The sequence below is a fragment of the Nonomuraea sp. NPDC005730 genome, assembly GCF_040630865.1.
Taxonomy (GTDB): Bacteria; Actinomycetota; Actinomycetes; order Streptosporangiales; family Streptosporangiaceae; genus Nonomuraea.
The window spans coordinates 1-1396 of record NZ_JBEXYK010000146.1 but is presented as its reverse complement, the minus strand read 5'-3'; the positions used below and the strand labels follow the sequence as shown (position 1 = coordinate 1396).

The following is a 1396-nucleotide window of genomic DNA, read 5'->3' as shown; positions in this document are numbered from 1 at the left end:
GTGAGCCGCCGACCAAGGAGTCGGCGCAGACCCTGCTGGAGAACCTGTACTTCAACCCCAAGCGGTACGACCTGGCCAAGGTGGGCCGCTACAAGATCAACAAGAAGCTCGGGGTCGACTCCGAGATCACGCAGGGCACGCTGACCGAAGAGGACATCGTCGCCACCATCGAGTACATCGTCCGCCTGCACGCGGGCGAGGAGTCGATGCCGGGCGCCAACGGTGAGGTGATCGTCGAGGTCGACGACATCGACCACTTCGGCAACCGCCGCCTGCGCAGCGTCGGCGAGCTCATCCAGAACCAGGTCCGCCTGGGCCTGGCCCGCATGGAGCGCGTCGTCCGCGAGCGGATGACCACCCAGGACGTCGAGGCGATCACGCCGCAGACCCTGATCAACATCCGTCCCGTCGTGGCCTCCATCAAGGAGTTCTTCGGCACCTCGCAGCTGTCGCAGTTCATGGACCAGACCAACCCGCTGGCCGGCCTGACGCACAAGCGGCGTCTGTCCGCGCTCGGCCCCGGTGGTCTGTCCCGCGAGCGGGCCGGCTTCGAGGTCCGTGACGTGCACCCGTCCCACTACGGCCGGATGTGCCCGATCGAGACCCCTGAAGGCCCGAACATCGGTCTGATCGGCTCGCTGGCCTCCTACGGCCGCATCAACGCCTTCGGCTTCGTCGAGACGCCCTACCGCAAGGTCGTCGACGGCAAGGTGACCGAGCAGATCGACTACCTGACGGCCGACGAGGAAGACCGCTACGTCAAGGCGCAGGCCAACACGACGCTCAACGCCGACGGTTCGTTCGCCGAGTCCCGCGTCCTGGTCCGTACCAAGGGCGGTGAGACCGAGCTCGCCCGTGCCGAGGAAGTCGACTACATCGACGTGTCGCCGCGCCAGATGGTGTCGGTGGCCACCGCGATGATCCCGTTCCTCGAGCACGACGACGCCAACCGCGCGCTCATGGGCTCCAACATGCAGCGCCAGTCGGTGCCGCTGCTCAAGAGCGAGGCGCCGCTGGTCGGCACCGGCATGGAGTACCGTGCCGCGACCGACGCCGGCGACGTCATCAGCGCCGAGAAGGCCGGTGTGGTGGAGGAGGTCTCCGCCGACTACGTCACCGTCATGAACGACGACGGCACGCGTACGACGTACCGGGTCGCCAAGTTCAAGCGCTCGAACCAGGGCACCTCCTTCAACCAGAAGCCCATCGTCGCCGAGGGCGACCGGGTCGAGGTCAACCAGGTCATCGCCGACGGCCCCTGCACCGACAACGGTGAGATGGCGCTCGGCAAGAACCTGCTCGTGGCGTTCATGCCGTGGGAGGGCCACAACTACGAAGACGCCATCATCCTGTCCCAGCGCCTGGTCCAGGACGACGTCCTCTCCTCGATCCACAT

At 66.7% G+C, this 1396-nt stretch carries 1 pseudogene; it reads left to right on the top strand.

Going from position 1 to position 1396, the window contains the following annotated elements:
• Positions 1-1396: pseudogene (locus ABZ444_RS51420) on the top strand (DNA-directed RNA polymerase subunit beta); the annotation flags it as partial.